Below are 18,765 nucleotides of genomic sequence, written 5' to 3'. Positions count from 1 at the left end.
CGCGCCCTGTCACTGACTTTCAAGTAAGGATTGAACATGGCATTGCACCCTGACCTGGCAGCGTTTCTGGAACTGGTCGAATTCGGCAGGCTGACCGGCAAGAGCCAGCCCATGCACGCGATGGAGGTGGCCCAGGCCCGCGCCGAATTCGCCGCCAGCTCGCAAGTGCTCGACCCCAGCCCGCCCGGTGACCTGAGTGTCAGCCAATTGAGCATCCCCACCCGCGACGGCGCCCAGCTGCCCGCACGGCTCTACCGTAACGGGCAGCCTGCAGCTGCACCGCAACCGGTGATCCTCTACCTGCACGGCGGCGGCTATGTGGTCGGCAGCCTCGATTCACACGATTCGGTGTGCCGGCGCCTGGCGAGCATGGGCGACTTCGCGGTGCTCGCCCCGGATTACCGACTGGCGCCGGAGCACCGTTTCCCCGTTCCTGTGAACGATGCGCTCGATGCCGCCAACTGGCTGGCCGAGCATGCCCTTGCGCTTGGGCTGGACAATCGCCGGGTGGTGTTTGCCGGCGACAGCGTCGGCGCAAGCCTTGCGACCGTCCTGGCCATCACCGCGGTCAAGGCCCCTGAAACGTTGGCGATCAAGCCGCTGGCGCAGTTGCTGTTCTACCCGGTCACCGACTTGTCGTGCCTGCGCGAATCCCACCGCCAGCATGCCGAAGGCTATTTGCTGGAGACCAAGACGCTGGAGTGGTTCTACCAGCACTACGCACCGCTGCCCGAACAACGCCTGGACTGGCGCGCTTCACCGCTGCTGGCCCAAGTGGACACGCCTCTGGCGCCGGCTTATCTTTGGGTGGCGGAATATGACCCGTTGCATGACGAAGGCCTGGCCTATCGCGACTGGTTGCAGGCGAGCGGGACGCCGGTGACGTTTGTACGGGCAGAGGGGCTTAGCCATGACTTTTTGCGGATGTCGGGGTTGGTGGGGCAGGTGGGGGGGATTTATCGGGATGTGGGGGGGTGGCTGAACGCGGTTGGGGGGTGAGGTGGGCGTTGTGTTTTTTCGTCGATTTGGCCATCAACAGCAGACTGATCTGCCGTTACCACGGCGCTGGTACCTGACGATTTCTCAGCTGACTTTGCATTTGGATGACGGACACGTTTCAGGCGGCGCAGCTCATGTGTAACAGCGGCGGGCAGGCGATGAGCGTAATAGCCCTGGCGTGCCGTTAGCAGAATAGAGCGCACACACATCCAGCCCTATCTATTGCGACCAACTTGGACAGTAGGTGTGTGCTTTTTCTGATCGTTTACTAGGCTCTGTGAGAAAAGCCTTGATACTCGGTGATGCTGCGTTGAAAACAGCCTGGATCGCCAGCCCGGTCGGAATGCTCATTTACAACGCGTAAAGTTGAGCGCGACTCCGACCGTTCCTCGGCTGTTTTCGCCTTGCCTGACCTTCGCCTCAAGACTTTTCACACAGAGCCTGACACCTGGGCTAGCCGTAGCAAGAAACGCTTACGAGTGATTTCAACCGCTTCAATTATCGGAGCGCCACCGGCTTTCTCGGTAAACGATTGAATCTGCTTTTCAGCGCCCAGGCTTGGGCTCAGCAAGTAAAAAGATCAGAATCTGCCCCTTTCTTGTAGTCCATTTCCCAAAGATACTCTGACCCCGCATTTACCATTGCGACCTCGTTTCTACGCTTCTACTCTCGGAGCGTCGTTGCTCATCAGCGACATGGCTTTGACAGGCCGTAACGGTATTATGCACGCAGCTCGCTTCATGGCGGCTGTACGTGGGGCACGCTTGCGTGCGCCGGAACTTGCATAGTCCGCCGGTCTGTCAACCTACGTACAGCTGCCTCCCTCTGTTTGACAGCAGTCGGGAGGGGCCCGATTGGAAGGTACTATGCGATGCTTAAGATCGTCCCCGACCCACCGCACCACATCCACTCCCTTGAAGACACCCTGATCCAAGCCTCGGACCACGCGCTATGCGCCGCAACCGTCGCCCATCAGGCCTTGCTGCTACAGCCCAAATCGCCGACATCGGTTCTGATCATGACGTCTCTGCACGAACTCGAGGCGCTGCGGGCATTGCTGGAGTCAGCGCTTCTGCACGTCCAGAGGCCGAAAGAACCTCGAGCAGTGCATTGAAGCCACAGGGGCTGCGTCTGGCAGGCGATGCCAAGCAGGGTCGCCCGCATTGCAGCACTGGCGGCAAACAATCAGGGAGATCAATCAATGACCGCAAATCACACTGGCGTCACCGTCGGCAAAACCAAGTTCTATCAAGGCAAACAGCAAACCGAGCCACTCTTCTGCATCGAACCCGGCATACCGCGCGAGCACGCCCGCGCACAAGCCTCTGAACTGATGGGTTACGTGCAGGAGCTGACAATCAGTGGCTTGATGGACGAAGACCCGAAGCTGGTATGGGCTGCCTACTATCTGGGTGCGCTGGCCAAAGCGCTGATGGACGATGCTGAGGCTGGCATGGCGAGCTGAGCGGCGTGTTCATGCGGCAGTAAGTTTTGTAGATTCGTCACTCATCGAAACGATCTGCTCTTGAACCCTAGCACAGGCTTTAACCGCTGCACCCAATCGCGCTGTCTGGGAAATTTCCGCACCCAAGCTCAGTGGGTGCTACATCCCAAGGCAGCGTATGACCCGCACCCGGCAGGGAGGGCTAATGATCATCCTGATGGGCCTAGGCTCTGTGTGAGAAGCCTGACACTCGGTGATGCTGCGTTGAAAACAGCCTGGATCGCCAGCCCGGTCGGAATGCTCATTTACAACCCGTAAAGTCGAGCGCGACTCCGACCGTTGCTCGGCTGTTTTCGCCTTGCCTGACCTTCGTTTCAAGACTTTTCACACGGAGCCTAGGTAGGCGTTGCAGATGGCTACAGGATGGGTAGCGTTCGAGCGCAGCCGCCTTGTAGCACATCGCAGTCAAGCCGGCTCAACCGCCGAGCCGGCTTGGCGTTCCAGGTAGGGGGTTTAGAAGCTATACCGGGTCGTGAACATCACGTTGCGCGGCTCACCGTAATAACCGGTGAAGAACGTGGGGTCCAAGGCGCTGAAGTACTTCTTGTCGAACACATTGTTCACGTTGACGGTGGCGCTCAGCTCCTTGGTGATGTCGTAGCGCGCCATCAGGTCGAACACGGCGTACTGCTGCTGGGTCGCCTTGCCCTGGCTGGTGGTCAGGCTCAAGCCGCTCTGCCAGTTCATGCCGCCACCCACGGTCAGCTGGTTGAGCTCGCCGGGCAGGCGGTAGGTGGTCCAGAGCTTGACCAGGTTGGCCGGCGCCTCGGTCATGATGCGCTCGCGGTCCGAGTCCTTGGTCAGGCTGTGGCTGTAGCTGGCGCTGACGTTCCAGTCGGGCATGACTTCGCCGTAGATTTCCATGTCGATGCCGCGGGTCTTGGCGCCGGACACCGCGCGGTACGCCGACTCACGAACGGTACCTTCGACAGTCTCGCCGGTGGCCACGCCCAGGTTGTCCTGCTTGATTTCATAAAGGGCGACGGCGGTGTTGACCCGCCCCTCCAGAAACTCACTCTTCAGGCCAATCTCGTAGTTGTCACCTTCGCGCGATTCCAGGGTCTTGCCTGCTTGATCGCGGATCGACTGCGGCTTGTAGATCTTGGTGTAGCTTGCGTAAAGCGAGTGGATGTCGGTGAGGTCGTACACCACCCCTGCATAGGGGGTGACGAAACCGCTTTCGCGGGTCGAGGCGCGGCTGTTCAGGCCGGGGTAGGACGGGTTGGCCACGGTTTTTTTCTTGTAGCTGTAATCGCCCACCCGTGCGCCCAGGATCAGCGACAGGTCATCGGTGGGTTTGAAGCGCGCCACCATGTACGCGGCGTTCTGGCGCACGGTGGTGTCGTCGTTCATCAGCTTGCCCACTGAAAGGGGGCGCTCGGTGTCGTTGTCCCAGGTGTAGATATTGGCCGGGCGGCCTTCCAGGTCGTCGTCAGCCGGGTCGCTGTAGTCGTGGAATTCCGAACCGCTCAGGCCGATCACCAGCTCATGCTCGCGGCCCAATAGCTGGAAGGGGCCCTGGACCAGGGCGTCTATACCCAGTTGGCGCTGCGAGCCTGAGCCGTCGCCGCCGTACAGGTAGGCACCTTCGCCGGTTTGCTTATCGGGGAAGTCGCCGCTGAGCGAGGCCAGGGAATAGTCACGCGAGCTGTACATGTTGTTGACCGCCACCTTGAGCTTCCAGTCGTTGACCAGGCTTTGCTCAAGGTTGGCGAAGGTGGTGAGCGTGTTCTGCTTGCGATAGCTCCAGCGCGAACCTGCGTTGATCGAACGGGAGAAGTCGGTCTGCTCGCCATTGCTGTAGAACAGCGGGAAGCTGGCGAACGATACGCCACGCGGGTTGTTCTTCTGGTAGTCCACGCCCACGCTCAACAGGGTGCTGTCGGTGAGGTCGGCTTCGAGGATGCCGTAGTAGGTCTGTTTTTCCTGCTGGTAGTGGTCGATGTAGCTGTTGCCCTGCTTGTACGCCACGACCGTGCGACCGCGCAGGCGGGCATCGTCGGTCAGGGGGCCAGACACGTCCACCTCGGTGCGGTAAGTGTCCCAGGAACCCGCCCCGGCGGTGATCGAGCCCTGGAAGGTGGAGGTCGGGCGCTTGCGGACCAGGTTGATGCTGCCCGATGGGTCACCGGCGCCTGTCATCAGGCCAGTGGCGCCGCGCACGATTTCGACGCGGTCGTAGATCGAAGTGTCGATCAGGCTCTGCGGGCTGGCACTGGTCTGCACGATCAGGGTGGTGGGGATGCCATCGAACTGGTAGCTGTCGATCGAATAGCCGCGCGAATAGATATTCACCCGCTCACTGTCGATGTTCTGCACCGACAGGCCCGGCGCCTGCTTGAGCACGTCGCTCAGGGTGGTCAGCTGTTGGTCCTGCAGGCGTTGACGGGTCATCACGCTGACCGACTGAGGCGTTTCGCGCAGGGACATGGGCAGCTTGGTGGACGCACTGCTGCTGTTGACGGTGTACGAACGGCTGGCTTCGCTCGAACCGTCCAGGTTGCTTTGCACGGTGGTGGCGTCCAGCTGCAGCGAGCTGGTGTCGTTGCCACGACGGTGAATGGTCACACTGTTGCCCTGGATGTCGTACGCAAGCCCCGTGCCTGCCAGCAAGGTGGCCAGGGCCTGCTGCGCGGTGAGGTGGCCTTTGACGGCTCGACCTTTGAGCCCTTGCACATCATCCGGGCTGAACAACACCTGCTGGTCGGCCTGCCGGCCGAACGCCTGCAACGAAGCGGAGAGCGGCATGGCGGCAATGTCCACATCCACTTCCTGGGCCATCACCTGGGCCGACAACGGCAGGCACAGCGCCATGCTCAGGCTTGAGCCGAGCAGCGTCGTCTGGAAGGCTCGGTGAAGCCTGAAGGCCTGGGTGAGCGGGTTGAGCGTGCTAAGGGCTGGCATTACATCCTCTCTGATGGAGTTTGAAATGATAATGATTTGTATTAGTTGCTCAGTGAGACGCATCAGCGTAGGAAAACCGGAAAGAAAAGTTTCAGTCCGGTTACAACGGATCAGGCGGGGTGGAGTGCTGGCGCGATCTTGCCGCGGTGCAGGCGCACCAAGTGGTCGGCGATATCGAAGTAGCGATCGTCGTGGGAGATCACGATGATGGTCTTGCCCAGCCGCTTCAGGTCTGGCAGCAGCTCGGTGTAGAAGATCCGCCGGAACGTCGGGTCCTGGTCGGCGGCCCATTCATCGAACACCAGGACGGGCCGCTCCTCCAGCCAGGCGCTGACCAGCGCCAGGCGCTTGCGTTGGCCGGTAGACAGGTCGGTGGTGCTGAACACCCCGTCGCGGATGCTCACCTTGTGGTCGATCTCCAGGCGCCTGAGGTAACGCCCTGCGTCATCGGGCAGCGGTTGGTCGCCCTGGATCACGTCGTCGAACAGGTAGTAGTCGGCGAAGATGGTGGTGAACAGCTGGCGATAGTCATCGCGGGTCTGGGCCGTCACGGGCTGGCCGTTGAGCACGATGCTTCCGGCCTGCGGGGCGTACAGGCCCAGCAGCAGCTTGATCAGGGTGGTCTTGCCGCAGCCGTTTTCACCGACGATGAACACGATGTCGCCTTGCTCGACCTGCAAATTCACCGGCCCGAATTGGAAGGGCTCGGCGCCCTCCACGGCAGGGAAGGTGTAGCGAACGTCCCTGAGTTCGAGCGAGTTCATGGCCAGGGCTGGCTTGCGTGCGTCGTCCAGCAGCAGGTGTGGTTCGGGCGAGGAGAACTGCGTGGACAGCGCAGCAATGCGGCGAAAGGCGATCTGGGCCTTGCCGATGATCGGCAGGGTGCTGATCAGGTGCTCCAGCGGGCCCTTCATGTACAGCAGCACCAGCACGAAACCGCTGGTAACGCTCTTGTCCGCCGAGGGCCAGTACGATTGCAGGGCCAGCGCCACCGCAATGACTACGAAGAACAACATCGAGCCCAGGGTCTTGGCGATCACGAAGGTGTTGATCGAGCGGACCTGGGTGGCGCAAATCCGGTTGGCCGTGTCGCGGATGCCGTGGCTGAACATCCGTTGACGGCGTGGACGATGAATACGCAATTCCTTGGCGCCTTCGGCGATGGCGCTGTAGTGCTTCTGCAAGTCGTCCTCGGCTTCTCGGGCGGCTTCGAAGCCACGCATGCCCCTGGCCTGGGCGATGAACTGCAACACGGTACCCACGCCGATGGCCACCAGGATCACCAGGAACATCTGCCACGACAGGTGTGCCAGGTAGCCCAGGCACCCCAGCGTCACGGTGAGCGAGATGGCCAGCGGGGCGAAGACGTAGGCGAAGTCGCTGATGGTGTCCACATCATGGGTCAGCACCGGGATCAGCCGGTGGCTGCGGTAACGCTCGATCTGGTCGATGGGTGCGGCCAGCACCTTTTCACCCAGCTGACGACGCAAGGTCGCGATGACGTGCTGGCCTACGTAGTTGGTGCCCATGTCGGACAGAATCGAGCTGAGCAGGGCCAGCAGGCACAAGCCGGCGAAGCCCAGCACCACGCCCTGGGTCAGGCCGGCGTCGCTGTGCAAACTGCTGTTGATGGTGGCCAGCAGAGCGGTGACGCTCAGGCCACCGATCATGCCCAGGACGATGCAAACCGTGACCAGGGGCCAGAACGGCTTGAGCAGGGCGAACAGTTCCCTGACGGCGCCACGAGGTGGATGGGTCATGTGTTTCTCCTCAATCGCGTGGGGCTGTCAGAGGTCGCGGACGACTCGGAAACCAAGGAAGTCGCCGCGCACCTCGGGGGAGCGGTTGTTGCGGTTGCCCGAGCGCGAGAACACCGGGGCCTCGCCCCAGTCGTTGCCGCGCATGACGCGCTTCTCGCAGTTGCCGGTCTTCCAGGCGCTGCCATCGGCAGGCGCACCCTCGTAGTCAGGGTTCAGGCAATCGGCCGTCCACTCGTAGACATTGCCATGCATGTCGTACACGCCAAAGGCGTTGGCCGGGTAGCTGCCCACGGGCGCGGTGTAGGAGTAGCCATCGGCGGGGCCGTAGGTGTTGGCGTGCTGGCTGATGCTGTAGGCCTTCTCGTCGTTGTTGTCGAAGGGGAACGGGAAGGGGCCGGTGGAGCCGGCCCGGGCGGCGTATTCGCGCTGCGCCTCGCTGATCAGACGGTAGGTGTGCCCGGTCTTTTTCGTCAGCCATTGGGCGTACGCATCGGCGTCGAACCAGCTGATGCACACCGCCGGTTGGCGAGGGCCCTGCTTGTAGGTGGGTTTGCTGGCCTTGCAGAAGCGGCCAGGACGGGTATCACCATCGGCGATTTTGACCCCGGTTTCCCGGATGTACGCATCCAGCTCGCCTGCGGTGACCGGGAAGCGGCCCACCGCGAACGGCTTGGCGAAGGTCACGGTGTGCTGCGGGCCTTCGTCGTATTCGCGACCCACTTCATCCTCCGGGGTACCCATCAGGTAGCTGCCGGCGGGCAGTACCACCATTTCCGGGCAACGTGGGCAGTCCTTGAAAACGCTACCGGGTTTGATCGCTTCGTCTGCGTGGACAACAGGGCAGGCCAGCAGGCCGAGCACTACGGCAGCGCCTAGCTTGTGCAGGGTGCTGGACAATGGTTTGGGTGAAGCGCAAGGCAGGTTGGGCATGGTGATAAGTCCGTGATCGGTGGTCTGCATGAAGGGTTCAGCGGCGCAAGCGTGGCGTGAGCACAGCGATCAGCCGGTCGATTTCGGCTTCGGTGTTGAGCAGGCCCGGTGCAGTGCGCACCACCGGTCCCACGTCGCGCGATACCGCATCGACGACGATGCGCTGGCTGTTGAGGTAGGCGGCGACCTCGTCGGCATCCTGGTCGGCCACCCGAAAGAAGGTGAAACCAGCCGATTGGCGGGTGCTGCGCGGCGTGACCAGCTGCACGCCCGGCAACGTTTCGAGCCGCTGCCTGAGGTAGTCGTTGAGGCCGTGGATGCGTGCCTGGATGGCGGCCTTGCCGTGCTGCAGGTGCAAGTCGAAGGCTGTGCCCAGCGCCCACCGATGCTCGAAGGCGTGATAGCCGCCTGGGGTGAAGGTGGTGGCGAAATCCTCGTCCTCGGAAAAGGTCGCGATAAGCGGGTTCAGGTTATCGAGTGCGGTGGTGGCAGCGCAGATGATCCCTGTGCCGCGTGGGCCGAACATCCACTTGTGCGTGCCGGCAATAAAGTAGTCGCAGTTCAGGTCGGCAAAGCGCATGTCCTCGACACCAAAGCCATGTACGCCGTCGATGACGTACAGGATGCGCTCATGCTCGGCGCGGTCGCGGTTGGCCTCGCGGACCAGTTCGCCGATGGCGCCGACCGGCAGCTTCACGCCACTGCCCGAGTGCACCCAGGTCATGCCCAGCACGCGGGTCTTGGGGTTGATGGCCGCCTTGATGGTGCTCAGCACCTGGTCGGTGGACAGGTTCCACGGCTCGTCGAACAGCCGCAGGCGGCGTACCGGGGTGCCGTCGCGGGCGGTGCGAAAGTCCAGGGTGTGGCGCGCTGCGGAGTGCTCGTGCACCGTCGTCAGGATCTCTTGCCCGGGTGCTATCTTCAGCCCACCGTAGATCAGGCCCAACCCCTCGGTGGTGCTGCCGGTCAGGGCAATTTGCCGCGGGGCGACTTCCAGGTAGCGGGCCGCCGCTTCGCGCACCTGCGCTTCGTGTTTCCATTCCGACTGGCTGTCCCAGTCCACCAGCCGTGCCGGGTGCCGGTCCAATTGCGCGCGCAAGGCCTCGATGGCCTCGCGCACCGGTCTTGGGTGCGACGTGATCAGGAAGTTGGCGAAGTGGGCGTAGGCCGGGTCGAGGTTGAACAGGCTGCGAAAGCCCGCCCAGGCGTCAGCGCCTGTGGCGGGTGTGGGCGCGGCCTGGGCGGCGGGTATCAAGTGGCCTGCCAGTGGCAGGCTGGCAGCGAGCAGGCTGGCCTGCTTCAGAAAGGCGCGACGGTCGTTCATGTAAGGGCTCGCATCATCATCGGGAGGGGGTAGCGCCAGGGGCTGCTGCCGCTTGTACCTGCTGCCAGACACGCAGGAAATTGCCGCCCCACAGCTTGCTGATGTCAGCTTCGGAGTAACCCCGTGTAATCAGTTCGGCCGTAACGTTGCGGGCCTCGCTGGCGTCCTGCCAGCCGTCGATACCCCCGCCTTCGTTGAAGTCCGAACTCAGGCCGACATGGTCGATGCCGACCTTGCGCACCGCATAGTCGATGGCGTCGCCGTAGTCCTTGAGCGTGGCTGGCGGTTCTTCGTCGAGGATGGCGTACAACGCATTGGCGTACTGGCCCACTTTCTGTTCAGGCCAGCCCGCGATGACGGGGTCGCCCGGCATGAGGGCGTAGTTCAGGTCGGCCAGGGGCGGCAGGGCATAGTCGCTGCGCAGCGCGTTGAGCCGCTGCTGGGTTTTGCTGCTCAAGGGCTTGAGGTAGGTGGAAAAGGCGACGATCTGGATGACGCCGCCGCTGTCCTTGATCAGTTGCATTTCCTTGTCCGACAGGTTGCGGCGGATGTCGACCATCGCCCGGGGCGCTGAATGCGACGCCACCACCGGTGCCCGGCTGAGCGCCACGACCTGGGCCAGTGCCTGGCTGGACATCTGCGACACGTCGATGACCACCCCCAGATCGTTCAGGCGCTGTACCGCCTGTTTGCCTATGGGTGACAGGCCTTCGAGTGCATCGACGGTGTCATTGAAGAAGGGCAGCGGGCGCGAGGAGTCGGCCCAGCTGTTGTTGCCCACGTAGCTGAAGCCGAACAGGCGCATGCCGCGGGCGGCCCAACGGTCCAGCTGGTCCAGGTCGTCGCCCAGTGCGTAGGCATTGAGCATGCTGAGCAACACCGCAAACTTGCCTTCGCCGTGCAACCTGCGCATGTCCTGTGGGGTATAGGCAATGCCCACCCTTTCGGGAAAGTCGCGGACCATGCCCATGATGGCGTTGTAGCGCACCTCTTGCGTATGGCGGGCGGCCTCGACGAAGCCGGGGGTAGGGCGGTGTGGGCCATTGTCGCCGGTCCAGGATTCGGGCCAGGCGAAAAGGGTCAGGGCAGCGGCAGACAGGCGCCCGCGCGCTGCTTTGTTCAGGTCGAAGCGCCCCGCACCGTCCTGGTCGGCTTCGCTGCCTTCGGTGCCGAAGGTCAGCGGCAGCGTGATGTGGCTGTCGAACGAAAGCAAGCGCTCCTGCAGGTCGTTGGCCTGGCGCATGACCTCCCTGGGGTAGCCTGCCGGCGTGTCGAGATAGTCCCAGGCCGCCCACCCGGCACCGGCGGCCACGGCCGCGGCCAGGCTGATATACAGGGCTTTCTTCCAGCGTGGTGTCGTCATCTTGGTCTCAGTAGGTTCACCGTCGAGGGATGGGCTTGGATGCCGCCGCTACCTGGAGGGAACGAGCTGCGATGGCAGAAATTTAAGCCCCCGCCGCCTGGCTGAAGGCAGGTGCCAGCGCGCACTGCAGCGCTAAATTTCGCCCGCCGGGCCACGTCCTAGCCTTGGATGGGCCGTGCTCCATGGCCGAAGTGAAAGCACAGGTAGGGCAATGACGATTTCTCGACGCGGGTTCATCGCCGGTGTGGCATTGACGGGTATGGCAGTGCCAGGCGCGCGGTACCTGCAGCGGCGGCGAGCCAGTGAAGAGCAATACCCTGAGACCCCTGGCGAGGCGGTGGTGGAACTCGCCGATACGCCTGTCAGGCAACTGGGCGACACCTTGCGCGGTATCTGGCACTGGACACCTCAAGGCCGCGAGGCCGGGCTTGCCGGCGTGCCGCCAGGGGAGCTTGAGCTGTTCCTGGATGTGGCTTGGAGCGGGCGGGGTTTGCGCGGCTACCTCGACACACCTGAACGTTTGCGCAGCACCCTGGAGCCACGCTATCGGGTGGTGGCTGACTTGTTGCTCGATCAGCCAGGGACGCTACGCTGGCGGCTGTTGGCCACGGACGCCAACCCGCTTGGGGCACGCTACGAGTGCCAGGTTGTGCTTGACGAGGTCTGGGGGGCGTACGGTAACGCAGGGCCTGCGACCTTGAGCGGGCACGTGGCGGCATTGGAGCGGCCCTTGGCGCTGCCTGTGCAGGACAACCGTTTCCTGGCGCTGAAAAAAACCTTTCCCGAAGCGCGGGAGCGCACGCCGTTGTCGGCGCCGTTGCTGGCCAAGTTGATCGCGCCGGAACACCGGCTGTTTCACCAGCTGTGGCATGCGTCGCGGGACAAGTGGCACAAGCTCGATGACGAAAAGCGCGGTGCCCTGCGAGGGCTGGGCTGGCAGCCAGGGCCAAGGGCGCGCGAGCGTGATGCCCGGGGCCGGCACAAGGACCGCAACGGCTCCGGCGAGGACTTTCTGTTCACGCACCGGCACATGCTGGGTAACGCCAGGGCCATCGAGCCTTTACCGTCGTGGCCGCGCTTTCCCTTGCCCCAACCAGCGCTCGAGCGCGACCGCGCAGGGTTTGCGGCCTACTTCGACAACCATGACGGCAATGCTTTGCCGCCTACATGGTTGGCCGATGATGACGAGGAGTACGCCCAGTGGGTGCGCGACATCAAGAGCCCGGACACCTTCTACGGCAACTTCCAGGTTTGGGAGTCGCGCTATGGCGATCCTCATTACCTCAGTACGCTGACCTTGGGGCAGCTTGGCTCGGAGCTGGAGCTGGGCCTGCATGACTGGCTGCACATGCGCTGGGCCTCGGTGCCGCGCGATCCGGCCAACGGCATGCCGGTGCCGATGGCGCGCACGCCCGACGACTATGCCCAGCGCTGGTATGGCGCCGAGAACGATTTTCTCGGCGACCCTTTTTCATCCCATGTGAACCCGGTGTTCTGGCGCTTTCATGGCTGGATCGACGACCGCATCGAGGACTGGTTCCAGGCCCATGAACGGCTTCATCCTGGTGAGGTGCGGCGCCTGGAGGTCAACGGCGTGCCCTGGTTCGCGCCGGGGCGCTGGGTAGAGGTCGCCGACCCCTGGCTGGGGCCGGATACCCATGGGTGCTCTACAGTGCCCGGTTTGCGCCCAGGACGGAGCGTGGAGATGGACCCGGAGACCATGAAGCTGGCCCTGCGTATCATCTATGCCGAAGACGAGCGTTTCGCCGCGTTACGGCCCAAGGTGCCGCAGCGGCCGTGGTATGCCCGGCATCTGAAGGTGATGCGGGCGTCGCGGTAAGGGCCTGGGGCAATTCATGCAGCGATGGGACGCAAGGCGGCCCCGACAATATGCGCTGCGAAGCTGAGTTCTTGGGGCTGCTGCGCAGCCCAACGCGGCCGGTCTGGCGCCCCGGCGAGGCCGTTCCAGGACTATACCGGAGCAACTGCCTTGCATCGCATCTAAAGGTTAGCCCGTGTGGGAGTGGCCTTGCGCCGCGGCCTCGGCGATCCTGGCGTTTTTCGAGCTCCGCGTTGCGCCTAGGGTGCATCACCTCCCACCTCCCACCCACCACCCAGCGCCTTGTAAAGCGCCACGCTCGCTTGCAGGCGGGCCAGGCGTAGCGTTGCCTGCTGGTCCTGGGCCGTATACAACGTGCGCTGGGTTTCCAGCACGGTCAGCACGGTCTCGGCGCCTGCCCCATAGCGCTGTTCGGCCAGGTCAAAGGCCAGTTGGGCTTGTCGCACTTCTTCGTCCTGCCAGTGACGTTGGCGGTCGACACCGTCAAGGGCATTGAGCGCCTTCTCCACATCGCTCAGGCCAGCGAGGATGCTGCTACGATACTGCTCCAGCAATTCGGCCTGCTCGGCCTCGGCCAGGTCGCGGGAAGCGCGCAGCCTGCCGTTGTCGAAAATCGGCGCAAGCAGGCCGGAGGTCAGGGTGTAATAGGGGCTTTCCAGTGTCTGGGCGAAGGTGCGGGCGCCGCTGCCAAGGGTGGCGCCAAGGGTTACCTTGGGCAGCATGGCCGCTCGGGCCACCTGCACGTTGGCATTGGCCGCTGCCAGGCGGGCCTCGGCGGCGGCAATATCGGGGCGACGGGTCAGCAGGTCGCTGGGCAGGCCGCTGTCGAACGTCGGCCAGGCCACGTTGGCGAACGGCTGACGGCTGGTTGGCAGTTGCTGCACCGGGTCGCCGAGCAATGTCGCGAGGGTGATGCGGGCGTCTTGCACGCGTTGCGCCAACAGGGGGATCTGACGCGCCTGGGCCGCGACCAGGCTGCGCTGCTGGGCAAGTTCCAGGCGTGTTGCCGAGCCTGCGCGCTGACGCGCCTGGACCAGTCGCAAGATGCCCCGTGCATTGTCCAGGTTCAGTTGGGCGATGCGCAGTTGCTCGGCCAGGGCCAGGCCCTGCAGATACGTGTTGGCAATGTCGCTGAGCAGGCTCAGCTGCACCGTCTGCCGGTCGAAGCGGCTGGCTTGCAGTGCGTGCAGGGCGTTGTCGCGGCTAGCCCGCAGGCCGCCCCAGAAATCGATTTCATAGCTGGCACTGAGCTGGGTATCGAACGCGGTGCTGGTGCGCTGGCTGCTGGTGGCATCGAGGTCGTTATAACCCTCGCCCTTGAGCAGCCGCTGGCGGCTGGCATCCACGCCCAGTTCGACCGCTGGCAGCAAGGGTGCATTGGCGATGGCAGCACGGGCTCTGGCCTGGCGGATGCGCGCGGTGGCGGCCGCCAGGTCGTGGCTGTTATGCAGGGCGCGTTGCACCAGGTTGTCCAGTTCGGGGCTGTTGAAGGACTGCCACCACTGACGCGCCGGTCTGTCGGCCTCACTGAAAGCGCGTGTCGGGCCCTGCCAGGCCCCTGGCAGCTGGACCTCTGCCTGGGGCAGAGTGGGCGGGCTGCACCCGGCGAGCGCCAGGCAGAGGGTCAACAGGCTGATGCGGCTTGGCAAGGGCATGGCTTATTCGCTGGTAAGGGCTTTGACCGGGTCGAGTCGGGCGGCCTTGCGTGCGGGCATGAAGCCGAACACGATGCCGGTGATCACAGCGCAGGTAAAAGCGCCAAGCATGGCAGGCAGCGCGAAGGCCACCGCGATATCGGCCAGCATCAAGCCGGCGCCGACGACCAGAGCCAGGACGATGCCGCTGAGCCCGCCCACCATCGACAGCATGACCGCCTCGCTTAGGAACTGGCGCATGATGTCGCGCTGGCGCGCTCCGGTGGCCATGCGGATACCAATTTCGCGGGTACGCTCGCGCACGGTCATCAGCATGATGTTCATCACCCCAATGCCGCCCACCAGCAGCGAGATGGCCGCGATGGCGCCGAGCATCAACGACAGGCTGCTCTGGGTGCGTGCCTCGGCCTGGATCAAGGCCGCATCGTTGGTCAGTTCGAAATCGTGGCGGCCCTGGTGGCGCTGGCGCAACAGGTGATCGATGGCCGCCTCGGTCCCGTTGACCTGCGCCGAATCGCGCGCCGCGATGGTGATGTAGTCGGGGTCGCGATGACCGAACAGGCGGATGGCGGCGGCCGAGTACGGCACCACGATACGTCCGTCGCTGTCCTGGTCGCCGGAGCTGGCGCCTTTTCCCGCCAGTATGCCGATCACCTGGAAGGGCACGTTGCCGATCAGCAGGTATTGGCCGATCGGGTTGGCATGATCGCCCAGCATCTTCTCCCGCACTTTCTGGCCAATCACGGCGACTGCTGCCGCGCCGGCTTCGTCGGCCTGGCTGAAGAATGAGCCCTCGACCACGGGCCAGTTGAAAATGTCCTCGAACCAGGTGTTGTTGCCGCCCACGTAGAACATCTGGCTGGTGTTGTTCTGGCGCACCATGAGCTTTTCCCCGATAACGGGCATGACGTGCTTGACCTGCGGCAATTGGCCGATGGCGGCGACATCGTCCAGGGTGACGGTACCTGCCGGCTCGCCGAGTGTCGCCGGCTTGCCGTTGAGATAAAGGATGTTGGAGCCGAACGCGGCCATCTGCGCCATCACCTGGCGCTTGCTGCCTTCGCCCACGGCCAGCATGACCACCACCGAGGCTACTCCGATGACGATGCCCAGCAAGGTGAGCGCGGTGCGAAAGCGATTGATCCACATGATGCGCCAAGCTGCCTGGAGTGCTTCGACCAGCTCGCCTTTCCAGGCGCCGCGCAACTGCGCCCCCTGGCCCAGGCGCTGACGCAGATCATCGGCCTGCAGGCCGGGGTGGCGGACTGCGCCGTCGCGCTGGTCGGCCGAGTCGCTGATCATGAGGCCGTCGCGAATTTCGATGACCCGGTGCGCGCGGGCTGCGACATCTCGATCGTGGGTGATCAGGATGATCACATGGCCTTGGCTGGCCAACTCGTCCAGCAGTGCCATGACTTCCTTGCCGCTATGGCTGTCCAGGGCACCGGTGGGCTCGTCGGCGAGGATGATGTGGCCACCGTTCATCAATGCGCGGGCAATCGACACCCGCTGCTGCTGTCCACCCGAGAGTTGATGCGGGCGGTTGGCAGTGCGGCTTGCCAAGCCTAGCCGGTCCAACAGGGCCGCGGCGCGCACCTGGCGCTCCTGGGCCGGGATGCCTGCGTAAATGGCGGGCATTTCGACGTTTTCCAGCGCAGAGCCGGAAGGGATCAGGTGGTAACCCTGAAAGACGAATCCGAATGCCTCGCGGCGCAGCCACGCCAGTTCATCGTTGCCCAGCTCGGCCACGTCCATCCCCGCGAAGTGATAGTTGCCGCGGGTGGGACGGTCCAGGCAACCGAGGATGTTCATCAGGGTCGACTTTCCGGAGCCCGAAGCGCCAACGATGGCAACGAATTCACCGGGATGAATACGCAAGCTGATACCCCGCAGCACGTCCACCCTGGGGGTGCCGAAGCCGCCGTAAGCCTTGCAGATGTCGCGCAGTTCGATCAGGGGCGTGGTCATCTAGCCTCCACTGCCTTGGCCGATCAGTAACCGCTCACCTTCGCCCAGGCCATCGAGCACCTGCACACGCAGGCGATCGCTAAGCCCTGTTCGTACCTGACGCGGTTGCACCTGGCCATCGGGGGCGAGCACCTGGGCGATGTGCATGCCATCGCGTTCGTCCAGCGCGGCCAGGGGTACGGTCAGTACACCGCTGGCCTGCCCGGCGACGAAGAACACTTGCGTGGTCATTTCGGCCATCAGCGCACCGTCAGGGTTCTCCACATCCAGCAAGACGGTGTACTGCACAACCTGAGTACCGGTGGCGCCATTGGTCGCGCTCGCCGGGCTACCGCCACCGCTGCTGGTTTGCTCCAGCGGCTTGGGTGGAATCGGCAGGATCTGCCTGACGCGGCTGCTCCAGCGGCGCTTGCCGCCTGCCAGTGTCGTGAAGTAGGCCGTCATGCCGGGCTTGACCTTACCGATGTCGGCCTCCGATACCTGCGCCCACACCGTCATCGGCGAGAGCTTGGCGATGCGCAGAATCAACGGGGTTTGCTGCTGGGCATTGAGTGTCTGGCCTTCACGGGCATCCACCGCGACCACGGTGCCGTCCATCGGGGCGTAGATGCGGGTGTAGCCCAATTCGGCTTCGTCACTGCGCAGGCTCGCCTGGGCCTGACGGATCTGCGCCTGATACATGTCAATACGCGCCTGGGTGACGCTGAGCTGCGCATTGGCCGCCTGCACATCCTCTTCGCGGGTGGCGCCGGCATCGGCCAGGCTGCGCTGGCGTGCGAGCTGCTGCTTGGCCAGTTTGAACTGGGCGCGCTGCTCGGCGAGCTGCGCCTTGAGATTGTCGATGGAAAAGCGCCCGGCATCCACGCGCGCCTGCTGTGTTGACGGGTCAATCTCCACCAGCAGTTGTCCCTTACGCACGGTATCGCCGGCTTCGACGTGAAGCGTGCGAATCTGCCCGGAGGCTTGTGCGCCAACATCCACATAGCGCCTGGGTTGCAGCGTGCCCAGCGCGGTGACGCTGCTTTCGATGTCTGCACGCGTCACGGTGACGGTATTGGCCGGTACCGCGCCCAGGGGCAGGGTGCTCCAGGCCAGAAGACTGCCCAGGCTCAGCAGGGCGAAGCCGCCCAGAAGCAGGCGGTGGCGAGTAGCGGGTGCACGTCTCATGGGGACTTCCAGCCGAAGTGGGCCTGAGCGCAAGCAATGCCTGTGCGCAGGCAGGTCCCCGTTAAACGAAGGTCATGGTGTTGAATTTAGCCTTGGCAGGCGACCGACGTCGGTTGCTGCGGTTAATGATAATTTGTAAGATTCCAATTTGATATCACCTGCGACCATCTGGGCTGCGCGGGGCCTTCATCGGGCGATTCAGGGTGCCGCCGTGGAACACTATTATCGCGAGTTGGTCAATTTCCTGAGCGCACGCCTTGGCAGCCGCCAGGCTGCCGAAGATGTGGCCCATGACGCCTACGTTCGGGTACTGGAGCGTGTCGATGCGCAAGTGATCGAGCACCCTCGCGCGTTTCTTTATCGCACCGCGCTCAACCTGGTGGTGGATCGACATCGGCGCCACTTGATTCGCCAGACCGAACCGCTGGAAGTGCTCGACGAGGGCGTTCAGTGGCAGCACACGGTCTGGTCCCAGGACATGCACCACGCCCAGCGGCTGGACCTGCTCAAGCGCGCCTTGGACGAATTGCCCAAGCCATGCCGTGACAGCTTTCTGCTGCGCAAGCTCGAAGGCTTGTCCCACCCGCAGATCGCCGAGCGGCTGGGCCTGTCGCGTAGCCTGGTGGAGAAGCACATCGTCAATGCCATGAAACACTGCCGGCAACGCATGCGCCAGTGGGAGTCCTGACGGCACGCCGCGCAAACTGCACATTCTGTTGGACCGCCGCTTGCTTTCCGAGGGTTTCCCGGCTTGTATCTAGGGGTATCAATGCCGGACCTGGCATGGGCTTGACGGGCTCGGCCAGGTCTTGGGCGCTCCTACCACTGTGCAGGTCCGACCATGGCCAACAAGTCCTTGCGTATCCTGATTGCCGATGCCCACCCGCACCAACGCCTGCAACTGGAGCGTATGCTCAATGGTCTGGGGTATTACCGTATTGCCCCTGTCGACAGTTTCGAGGAGCTGCAGCGCCTGGTACTCGGTGCCTTGCAGCCCTTCCACCTGCTGCTGGGCAACATCGAATTGGCCAGCCACGCAGGCGTAGACCTGGTACGGTTTTGCCGGGTCAGCACGCAGATCCAACATGCCCTGCTTTACCATTGCGCCCAGCTGAAGGTGCCTGCGGTGCCCCAGGCCGAGCGCCAGGCGGTCAGCCTGAGCCTGCCCCACGTACCTGACGATGATGCCCTGGCGTCGTTCATGTCCATCATCGACGCCCCCGTGGTGGTGGGCACCTTACCTATGCCGGGCGGGCTACGCAGGGCGGGCACCAGAGCGCCCGGCAACTTGGCCCAGACGGTCTTTCATCGCTGAGCCGGGCAGGGTAGGGGGCAATCGGGTCGCTATTTG

At 63.7% G+C, this 18,765-nt stretch carries 14 protein-coding genes; 6 read left to right on the top strand and 8 right to left on the bottom strand.

What is annotated here, in order from left to right; all coding sequences use genetic code 11:
• Positions 1-36: 36 nt before the first annotated feature.
• The 3 genes from CWR53_RS14705 to CWR53_RS14695 all read left to right on the top strand — a co-directional run bounded on the left by CWR53_RS14705 (position 37) and on the right by CWR53_RS14695 (position 2,464).
• The gene (locus CWR53_RS14705) at positions 37-999 is read left to right on the top strand and encodes an alpha/beta hydrolase (protein ID WP_100851936.1); all 963 of its coding nucleotides are present in this window, start codon (positions 37-39) and stop codon (positions 997-999) included.
• Positions 1,000-1,870: 871 nt separating this feature from the next.
• Positions 1,871-2,113, top strand: coding sequence for a hypothetical protein (locus CWR53_RS14700; RefSeq protein ID WP_058602641.1), 243 nt, complete (start codon positions 1,871-1,873; stop codon positions 2,111-2,113).
• Between the two features lie 87 nt (positions 2,114-2,200).
• Complete coding sequence (locus CWR53_RS14695; protein WP_100851935.1) at positions 2,201-2,464, top strand: DUF3077 domain-containing protein; 264 nt, start codon at positions 2,201-2,203, stop codon at positions 2,462-2,464.
• Positions 2,465-2,956: 492 nt separating this feature from the next.
• Here CWR53_RS14695 and CWR53_RS14690 read toward each other — a convergent pair whose 3' ends face one another.
• The 5 genes from CWR53_RS14690 to CWR53_RS14670 form a co-directional block, all read right to left on the bottom strand.
• On the bottom strand, positions 2,957-5,407 hold the full coding sequence (locus CWR53_RS14690) for a TonB-dependent receptor (RefSeq protein WP_181405433.1): 2,451 nt from the start codon (positions 5,405-5,407) through the stop codon (positions 2,957-2,959).
• A gap of 110 nt (positions 5,408-5,517) precedes the next feature.
• Positions 5,518-7,167 carry a cyclic peptide export ABC transporter gene (locus CWR53_RS14685; RefSeq protein ID WP_058602643.1) on the bottom strand — a complete coding sequence of 550 codons (1,650 nt, stop codon included), beginning with the start codon at positions 7,165-7,167 and terminating at the stop codon, positions 5,518-5,520.
• A gap of 27 nt (positions 7,168-7,194) precedes the next feature.
• Complete coding sequence (locus CWR53_RS14680) at positions 7,195-8,097, bottom strand: formylglycine-generating enzyme family protein (RefSeq protein WP_100852659.1); 903 nt, start codon at positions 8,095-8,097, stop codon at positions 7,195-7,197.
• Between the two features lie 37 nt (positions 8,098-8,134).
• Positions 8,135-9,421 (bottom strand): aminotransferase class V-fold PLP-dependent enzyme, encoded by a 1,287-nt coding sequence (locus CWR53_RS14675; protein ID WP_100851934.1) that lies wholly within the window; start codon positions 9,419-9,421, stop codon positions 8,135-8,137.
• A 16-nt stretch (positions 9,422-9,437) separates the two neighbouring features.
• Positions 9,438-10,784 carry a dipeptidase gene (locus tag CWR53_RS14670; RefSeq protein WP_058602646.1) on the bottom strand — a complete coding sequence of 449 codons (1,347 nt, stop codon included), beginning with the start codon at positions 10,782-10,784 and terminating at the stop codon, positions 9,438-9,440.
• Between the two features lie 211 nt (positions 10,785-10,995).
• On the opposite strand from CWR53_RS14670, the gene CWR53_RS14665 reads away from it, so the two are divergent.
• Entirely contained in the window at positions 10,996-12,624 is a 1,629-nt protein-coding gene (locus CWR53_RS14665; protein WP_100851933.1) for a PvdJ/PvdD/PvdP-like protein, read from the top strand.
• Between the two features lie 239 nt (positions 12,625-12,863).
• On the opposite strand, the gene CWR53_RS14660 is transcribed toward CWR53_RS14665, so the two are convergent.
• The 3 genes from CWR53_RS14660 to CWR53_RS14650 are packed head-to-tail and all read right to left on the bottom strand — an operon-like array spanning position 12,864 to position 17,414.
• On the bottom strand, positions 12,864-14,279 hold the full coding sequence (locus CWR53_RS14660) for an efflux transporter outer membrane subunit (RefSeq protein ID WP_100851932.1): 1,416 nt from the start codon (positions 14,277-14,279) through the stop codon (positions 12,864-12,866).
• Between the two features lie 3 nt (positions 14,280-14,282).
• Complete coding sequence (locus CWR53_RS14655; RefSeq protein WP_100851931.1) at positions 14,283-16,247, bottom strand: MacB family efflux pump subunit; 1,965 nt, start codon at positions 16,245-16,247, stop codon at positions 14,283-14,285.
• Positions 16,248-17,414 carry an efflux RND transporter periplasmic adaptor subunit gene (locus tag CWR53_RS14650; RefSeq protein WP_058602650.1) on the bottom strand — a complete coding sequence of 389 codons (1,167 nt, stop codon included), beginning with the start codon at positions 17,412-17,414 and terminating at the stop codon, positions 16,248-16,250.
• A gap of 211 nt (positions 17,415-17,625) precedes the next feature.
• On the opposite strand from CWR53_RS14650, the gene CWR53_RS14645 reads away from it, so the two are divergent.
• The gene (locus CWR53_RS14645) at positions 17,626-18,102 is read left to right on the top strand and encodes a sigma-70 family RNA polymerase sigma factor (protein WP_058602651.1); all 477 of its coding nucleotides are present in this window, start codon (positions 17,626-17,628) and stop codon (positions 18,100-18,102) included.
• A gap of 153 nt (positions 18,103-18,255) precedes the next feature.
• Positions 18,256-18,729 (top strand): response regulator, encoded by a 474-nt coding sequence (locus tag CWR53_RS14640; RefSeq protein ID WP_058602652.1) that lies wholly within the window; start codon positions 18,256-18,258, stop codon positions 18,727-18,729.
• Positions 18,730-18,765 lie beyond the last annotated feature (36 nt).

This window comes from Pseudomonas sp. SGAir0191, from assembly GCF_002812565.2.
Classification (GTDB): Bacteria; Pseudomonadota; Gammaproteobacteria; order Pseudomonadales; family Pseudomonadaceae; genus Aquipseudomonas; species Aquipseudomonas parafulva_B.
This window is presented reverse-complemented; position numbering and strand designations above follow the sequence as displayed.

Excerpts from the sequence above, each read along its gene's own strand:
- CWR53_RS14705 (WP_100851936.1), top strand. The coding sequence starts at position 37 with ATGGCATTGCACCCTGACCTGGCAGCGTTTCTGGAACTGGTCGAATTC.
- CWR53_RS14700 (WP_058602641.1), top strand. The coding sequence starts at position 1,871 with ATGCTTAAGATCGTCCCCGACCCACCGCACCACATCCACTCCCTTGAA.
- CWR53_RS14695 (WP_100851935.1), top strand. The coding sequence starts at position 2,201 with ATGACCGCAAATCACACTGGCGTCACCGTCGGCAAAACCAAGTTCTAT.
- CWR53_RS14690 (WP_181405433.1), bottom strand. The coding sequence starts at position 5,407 with ATGCCAGCCCTTAGCACGCTCAACCCGCTCACCCAGGCCTTCAGGCTT.
- CWR53_RS14685 (WP_058602643.1), bottom strand. The coding sequence starts at position 7,167 with ATGACCCATCCACCTCGTGGCGCCGTCAGGGAACTGTTCGCCCTGCTC.
- CWR53_RS14680 (WP_100852659.1), bottom strand. The coding sequence starts at position 8,097 with ATGCCCAACCTGCCTTGCGCTTCACCCAAACCATTGTCCAGCACCCTG.
- CWR53_RS14675 (WP_100851934.1), bottom strand. The coding sequence starts at position 9,421 with ATGAACGACCGTCGCGCCTTTCTGAAGCAGGCCAGCCTGCTCGCTGCC.
- CWR53_RS14670 (WP_058602646.1), bottom strand. The coding sequence starts at position 10,784 with ATGACGACACCACGCTGGAAGAAAGCCCTGTATATCAGCCTGGCCGCG.
- CWR53_RS14665 (WP_100851933.1), top strand. The coding sequence starts at position 10,996 with ATGACGATTTCTCGACGCGGGTTCATCGCCGGTGTGGCATTGACGGGT.
- CWR53_RS14660 (WP_100851932.1), bottom strand. The coding sequence starts at position 14,279 with ATGCCCTTGCCAAGCCGCATCAGCCTGTTGACCCTCTGCCTGGCGCTC.
- CWR53_RS14655 (WP_100851931.1), bottom strand. The coding sequence starts at position 16,247 with ATGACCACGCCCCTGATCGAACTGCGCGACATCTGCAAGGCTTACGGC.
- CWR53_RS14650 (WP_058602650.1), bottom strand. The coding sequence starts at position 17,414 with ATGAGACGTGCACCCGCTACTCGCCACCGCCTGCTTCTGGGCGGCTTC.
- CWR53_RS14640 (WP_058602652.1), top strand. The coding sequence starts at position 18,256 with ATGGCCAACAAGTCCTTGCGTATCCTGATTGCCGATGCCCACCCGCAC.